Consider the following 6718-nt stretch of genomic DNA (forward strand, 5'->3'; position numbering starts at 1 on the left):
TCAGGCCTGGCCGAGCTGCCGCTGGACCTCGGCGGCGTTCGCCTTGTTGGCGATGATCGCCGGCAGGAACGTCTGGGACGGCAGGCTCCTGTCGCCGTTGAGATAGCGCGCGACGTTGAGCACGGCGGTCCGGCCGATCGCGGCGGGCTGCTGCGCCGCCACGGCACCCGCAGGCGCGTTCGGATCCTTGACCAGCGCCAGGACCTCCGGCGTCCCGTCGACGCCGTAAGTGCGGATCTCGGTGCGGCCGGCGGCGATCAGCGCCTGCGTGGCGCCGAGCTGCGGGATGTCCCAGGCCGACCAGATCGCCGCGATCGAGCCTTTTTCGGGATACTTGCTGAGCAGCGCGGTGATCTGCCCATAGGCGTCCTGCACCGTGTTCGGGATCACGTCCCGCAGCTCCGGCTGGACGATGCTGGCCTCCGGATAATACTTCAGGACGGTCTTGAGCTGCGTGTAGCGGATCTCGCAGACCGGGACGCCGGCGAAACCGTTGAACACGACGATCTTGCCCCGGCCGTTGATGTCCGAGACGAGCTGCAGCGCCAGTTGCGCACCGAGCGAGAAATTGTCCGAGGTCGCCGTGTTGATCACGTTGGCCGAGGGCAGGTCCACGGAGAAGACCGGGATCCCGGCCTGGCGCAGCTTCTTCAGCCACGGGTCGACCACCGTCAGGGTGCCGAGCGTCTGGATGACGGCATCGGGCTTCTGGGTCGCCAGGGTCTGCAACTGGCTGACCAGGGCCTTGTCGCTGCGCCCGGCATCGAGGCCGATCGGGGTGCCGCCGAGCTCCTTCACGGTCTCGACCTGCGCCTGATAGGCCTTGAGGTCGAAGAAGTGATCCGTCCCGGCGACGCTGATCGCGATGGTCTTGCCCTTCAGCGACAGCTTTTCGTCGGCTCCGGCGGCCGGCGCGGCCTCGCCGGCCCGGGCCACGCCCTGGACCAGGGACGCGGCGCCCAGGGCCGCGCCCATCTGCATCAGGGCGCGTCGTGACGGATGCGCGCGCGTCTCGGGCATGGCTCTCAAAATTCCGGCAGGGTGGTCGGGCGATCGTGGCGCATCAAGATCGTTCCGAACTGGCCGGATGATCAATCGGGTTTCTTCGCGCGTTTCTGGAACAAAATTCTCACCCGATCCGATCGTGCAAGACAAAATCACTTCGGCTCAGGACCAGATTGTATGTCTATCGGAAGAGCACATCTTCCAGGAAACACAAGACGCGCCACCTCTCGCTTGACTTGCACGGACGTTTGCTTTCGCTTGCGCCCCGTTGCGCGGTTCGCCTGCCGGCTCGGCCCGGATTGAACGCCCCCGCGACTGCCCGAATCCGTCCCGAGACCCCGCCATGCCGATCGCCGCGCCGATACCGCCCTTCGCGCTTCATCCGCAGGCGCACCGCATCGCCTCCGAGGCCGAGGCGGTGCGGATCGCGCGCGATCTGGCTGCCGATTTCGCCACCGGCGCCGCCGAGCGGGACCGCGACCGGCGCCTGCCGGTGGCGGAGCTCGACCGGTTCTCGGGCTCCGGCCTGTGGGGCATCACGGTGCCCGCGGCCTATGGCGGCCTGGGCGCGAGCTTCGTCACGGTGGGGGAGGTGATCGCCCTCGTCTCGGCCGCCGATCCATCCCTGGGCCAGCTTCCGCAGAACCATCTCGCGGCGCTCGACGTGATCCGGGTCACGGCCTCCGAGGCGCAGAAGCGGCTCTGGTTCGACCGGGCGCTGCGCGGCTATCGGCTGGGCAACGCCTTCTCGGAGCACAACAGCCGCCATGTCGGCGCCTTCGAGACGACCCTGCGCCGCGACGGCGAGCACTTCGTGGTCGAGGGCGACAAGTTCTACGCCACCGGCGCGCTGTTTGCGCATTACATCCACATCGGCGCGGTCGATCCGGAGGGCCGGGTCCACCTCGCCATCGCGGACCGCGACGCGCCCGGCCTCACGATCACCGACAGCTGGTCCGGGTTCGGCCAGCGCACCACGGCGAGCGGCGACGTCACCCTGCGCGGCGTGCGCGTGGGACCCGAGGCCGTGATCCCGGCCTGGCGGGGCGGCGAGGCGCCGTCGTCGAACGGGGCGGTCTCGCAGTTCATCCAGGCGGCGGTCGATCTCGGCATCGCGCGCGGCGCCCGCGACGAGACGATCCGCTTCGTCCGGACGCGCGCCCGGCCGTGGATCGACAGCGGCCGCGAGCGGGCCACGGAGGATGTCCTGACCATCCACCAGATCGGCGACCTCACCGTGAGGCTGCGCGCGGCCGAGGCCATGCTGGCCCGGGCCGGCCGCGCGATCGACGCCATCCTGGACGCGCCGACCGACGCCGCGGTCACGGAGACGGCAATCGCGGTGGCCGAGGCCAAGGTGCTGACCACGGAGATCGCGCTGCTCGCCGCCGACAAGCTCCACGAACTGTCCGGCACGCGCTCGGTTCTGGCGGCGGACAACCTCGACCGGCACTGGCGCAACGCCCGCACGCACACGCTGCACGACCCGGTCCGCTGGAAGTATTTCCACATCGGCAACCACGCCCTGAACGGCACCGCGCCGCCGCGGCACGCCTGGAGCTGAGGGGCTGCGCGGGAACGGTTTTGCCAGCGCGTGCCGGCGTCCCAGGGTTGCGTCGATCCGGAATACAGGGCCCGGCGGAGGGACGATCCGCCGGCCCCGAGTCTGCCCGATACGCTCGCGATGATGGCGCAGGACGATCAAGACTGACGAATATCCAAATCTCACCCCCATCCTTCGAGGCCTCCGCTACGCTTCGGTACCTCAGGATGAGGGCTTGGGTGGGAGCGGCCAAGCGTCGAAACCGGAAGCTGCGGAAGCACGCGCGCACGCTGCCCCTGCGGCGTCGCGGCCCGTCCCTTGCCTGGCTGGACATGATAGCGAAACAGGCTTGGCGTCCGGTACGCCGGCACGCGATGCGAACAGGCTGGCCTTGCGCCGGCTGGCGGAGACCGCATGGGCCTCGTCCTCTACGCTCTCAAGTTCCGGATCACGACCTACGTGCTGGCCGTGCTGATGATGCTCGGCGGCGTCGGCGCGATCATCGTCACGCCCAAGGACGTGCTGCCGGTCGTCGACATCCCGGTCGTGGTCGTGGTCTGGACCTATACCGGCCTGTCCACGCCGGAAATGGAACAGCGCATCACGACCTATGCCGAGTACGGCATCTCCAACAACGTCAACAACATCCGCCGCATGGAGTCGACCACGCTCCAGGGCACGGCGGTGCAGCGGATCTACTTCGATCCCGCGGTCAGCATCGATCTGGCCATCGCCCAGGTGGTGTCCTCGACCAACTCGATCCGCGCGGCGATGCCGGCCGGCACCCAGCCGCCGATCATCGTGCGCTACTCGGCCTCCTCGGTCCCGGTGATCCAGCTGGCCCTGACCTCGGCCAAGGACAGCCTGAACCAGGTCTACGACTACGCTCAGTATCGCATCCGACAGACCCTGGCGCAGGTGCCGGGCTCGACCCTGCCGGCCCCGTTCGGCGGCGCGCCCCGGCAGATCATGGTCGATCTCGACCTCAACGCCCTCCAGGCGCTGGGCCTGACGCCGCTGGACGTCACCAACGCCATGACGGCCCAGAACCTCACGGTGCCGTCGGGGCTGGCCAAGATCGGCGAGCAGCAATACCCGATCCAGCTCAACGCCACGCCGCCCTCGATCGAGACCCTCAACCTCGCGCCGATCAAGGTGGTGGCCGGCCAGCCGGTGCTGATGCGCGACGTCGCCTATGTCCGCGACGGCGGGCCGCCGCAGATCAACGTGGTCCGGGCCGATGGCGGCCAGGCCGTGCTGATGCAGGTGATCAAGAACGGCACCGCCTCGACGCTGAACGTCGTCAACAACGTCAAGGCGGCGATGCCGACGATCCGGGCCGCCGCCCCCGAGGGGCTGACGATCAAGCCGCTGTTCGACCAGTCGGTGTTCGTCTCGAACGCCATCGAGGGCGTGCTGCACGAGGCCGCCATCGCGGCGGCGCTCACGGGGCTGGCGATCCTGCTGTTCCTGGGCTCGTGGCGCTCGACCCTCATCGTGCTGATCTCGATCCCGCTCTGCGTGATGACCTCGCTCGCCGTGCTGGCGGCGCTGGGCGAGACCATCAACGTGATGACGCTGGGCGGCCTCGCGCTCGCGGTCGGCATCCTGGTGGACGACGCCACGGTGGCGATCGAGAACACCTACCGGCTGTTCGAGGAGGGCGAGGAGTTCCGCGAGAGCGTGGTCCACGGCGCCGCCGGCATCGCCAAGCCGGCTTTGATCTCGACCCTGTCGATCTGCGCGGCCTTCACGGCGGTGTTCGCGCTCACCGACACGCCCAAATACCTGTTCACCCCGCAGGCGCTCGCGGTCGTGTTCGCGATGCTGACCTCCTACCTGCTGTCGCGCACCCTGGTGCCGCTCATGATCGACGTGATCGTGGCGCCCGAATACCGGCAGAAGCACGCCAAGGACCGGGACGGGCGCGATCCGCCCCGCCGGGGCCGCATCGCCCGGGCCTTCGGCTTCGTCTCCGCGCCGCTGTTCCGCCTCGCCGGGCGCGCCCACGGGGCGTTCGAGCGCGGCTTCACCCGGTTCCACCGGGGCTATATCGGCCTGCTCCACGCGGTGCTGGGCCATCGGATCGTCACCCTGGGCGTCGTGGGCTTCGTCCTCGGGATGACCGGATTGCTGTTCGTCTTCGTCGGCGAGGATTACTTCCCGCAGATCGAGTCGAGCCAGATGACCATGCACCTGCGCACGCGCACGGGCATGCGCATCGAGACCACCCAGCAGGTCTTCGCCGCGGTCGAGGACACGGTCCGCGAGGTGATCCCGCCGGCCGAGATCGAGCAGATCCTCGACAATATCGGCCTGCCCTCAACCAACTACAACTTCGCGTTCTCGGACGGCTCGTTCGTCTCCTACAACGACGGCCAGATGCTGATCAGCCTCAAGGAGGGCCACGGCTCGGTCGCCGGCTACACGAAGCGCCTGCGGGAGGTGCTGATGAAGCGTTTCCCCGACCTGACCGTCTATTTCCAGCCGGCCGACATGATCACCCAGATCCTGAATTTCGGCGTCATTACGCCGATCGACGTGCAGGTCTCAGGCCGGCACAAGGAGAAGGACCTGGAGGTCGCCCAGCGCATCGTCCAGCGGCTCAAGCACACCAAGGGCCTGGTCGACGTCCACCTGCAGCAGATCGTCAACGAGCCGCAATTCTACGTCGACGTCGACCGGCGGCTTGCCTCCGAGCAGGGGCTCACCGAGCAGCAGGTGGCGCAGAACATGAACATCTCGCTGTCCGGCAGCTACCAGGTGACGCCGAACTTCTGGCCCGACCCCAAGACCGGCATCCCCTACCAGCTCTGGGTGCAGACGCCGGAATACCGCAACGCCTCGCTCGCCGACCTGCGCAACACGCCGATGTTCGTGCGCGCGGCCGCAACCTCCGGCACCGGCCCCGGCGTGCTGACCCTGCTGTCGAGCCTCGCCGAGCTGCGCCGGGTGCCGACCCAGACGGTGATCAACCACGTCAACATCCAGCCGACCTTCGACATCTTCGCCTCGGTCCAGGACCGCGACCTCGGCTCGGTCGCCCGCGACATCGACGCGATCGTGCAGGACGAGCAGAAGAACCTGGAGGCGCCCGACAAGATCACGGTGCGCGGCCAGATCGAGAACATGCGCTCGGCCTTCTTCCGCCTGGAGATCGGGCTCGGCATCGCGCTGATCGCCGTCTACCTGCTGATGGCGGTGAACTACCAGAGCTGGGGCGACCCGTTCGTGGTGATCGCCGCCCTGCCGATGGCGTTCTGCGGCATCACCTTCGCGCTGTTCATCACCGGGACCGCCTTCTCGATCCCGTCGATCTTCGGGGCGATCATGTCGGTGGGCATCGCCTCGGCGAACTCGATCCTGCTCGTCACCTTCGCCAAGGAGCACCGGGAGGAAACCGGCTGCGGCGCCCTGGAGGCGGCGATCACCGCCGGCGAGACCCGCCTGCGGCCGGTTCTGATGACCGCCTCGGCGATGTTCTTCGGGCTGATCCCGATGGCGCTCGGCACCGGCGAGGGCGGCGAGCAGAACGCCGCGCTCGCCCGCGCCGTGATGGGCGGCATCGCCTTCGCCACCCCGGCGACCCTGCTGCTCGTGCCGTTCCTCTACGTGCTGCTGCGGAGTGGGCCCGCGCAGCCGGTGCAGGATTATCTGGGGGCGGAGGGCGAGGCGGCGGCAGCGTGAGGGTTATGTCCTCCCCCGCAACTTCGTCTTGAGGTGTGAGCGCAGCGAGCCTCGAAGGAGCCCTCCAGCCGGCTGCGCGATCCCTGGAGGCCTCCTTCGAGGCTCGCTGCGCTTCGTCGCCTCAGGATGAGTGGAGCGTTCGGGATATCCGTCGGGTCGATCGCAGCTTCCCCGTCTCCGCGATCGCGATGACGGGGAGGCGCCGGGGCGCCGCCGCTCACCCCTCCTTAAAACCATATTCCGGCGTGTCGTCGTCGTTGCCGTAATACTTGTACGGCAGGAACTTGCCCGACATGGTCAGCTTCACCCGGTCGCCCTTGTTGTTGGCCTCCCGGGCCATCTCCATGTTGAAGTCGATCGCCGACATGATGCCGTCGCCGAACTCCTCCTGGATCAGCTCCTTGAAGGTCGTGCCGTAGACCATCACCAGCTCGTAGAACCGGTAGATCAGCGGGTCGGTGGGCGGCATCGCCGGGATCGAGC

Annotated in this window: 3 protein-coding genes and 1 pseudogene; 2 read left to right on the forward strand and 2 right to left on the reverse strand. The window is 68.2% G+C overall.

Going from position 1 to position 6718, the window contains the following annotated elements:
* A complete protein-coding gene (locus MKK67_RS10280; RefSeq protein WP_243963862.1) occupies positions 1 to 1020 on the reverse strand; it encodes a sugar ABC transporter substrate-binding protein in 1020 nt (339 codons plus the stop codon).
* Positions 1021 to 1348: 328 nt separating this feature from the next.
* On the opposite strand from MKK67_RS10280, the gene MKK67_RS10285 reads away from it, so the two are divergent.
* Positions 1349 to 2569 (forward strand): SfnB family sulfur acquisition oxidoreductase, encoded by a 1221-nt coding sequence (locus tag MKK67_RS10285; protein WP_243963864.1) that lies wholly within the window; start codon positions 1349 to 1351, stop codon positions 2567 to 2569.
* A gap of 393 nt (positions 2570 to 2962) precedes the next feature.
* A complete protein-coding gene (locus MKK67_RS10290; RefSeq protein WP_243963866.1) occupies positions 2963 to 6235 on the forward strand; it encodes an efflux RND transporter permease subunit in 3273 nt (1090 codons plus the stop codon).
* 217 nt (positions 6236 to 6452) lie between these two features.
* Here MKK67_RS10290 and MKK67_RS10295 read toward each other — a convergent pair.
* Positions 6453 to 6718 (reverse strand): annotated as a pseudogene (locus MKK67_RS10295) (cyanase); the annotation flags it as partial.

The organism is Methylobacterium sp. J-072, assembly GCF_022829425.1.
In the GTDB taxonomy this organism is placed as follows: domain Bacteria; phylum Pseudomonadota; class Alphaproteobacteria; order Rhizobiales; family Beijerinckiaceae; genus Methylobacterium.

Coding starts and splice junctions, on each gene's coding strand:
- MKK67_RS10290 (WP_243963866.1), top strand. CDS start 2,963: ATGGGCCTCGTCCTCTACGCTCTCAAGTTCCGGATCACGACCTACGTG.
- MKK67_RS10280 (WP_243963862.1), bottom strand. CDS start 1,020: ATGCCCGAGACGCGCGCGCATCCGTCACGACGCGCCCTGATGCAGATG.
- MKK67_RS10285 (WP_243963864.1), top strand. CDS start 1,349: ATGCCGATCGCCGCGCCGATACCGCCCTTCGCGCTTCATCCGCAGGCG.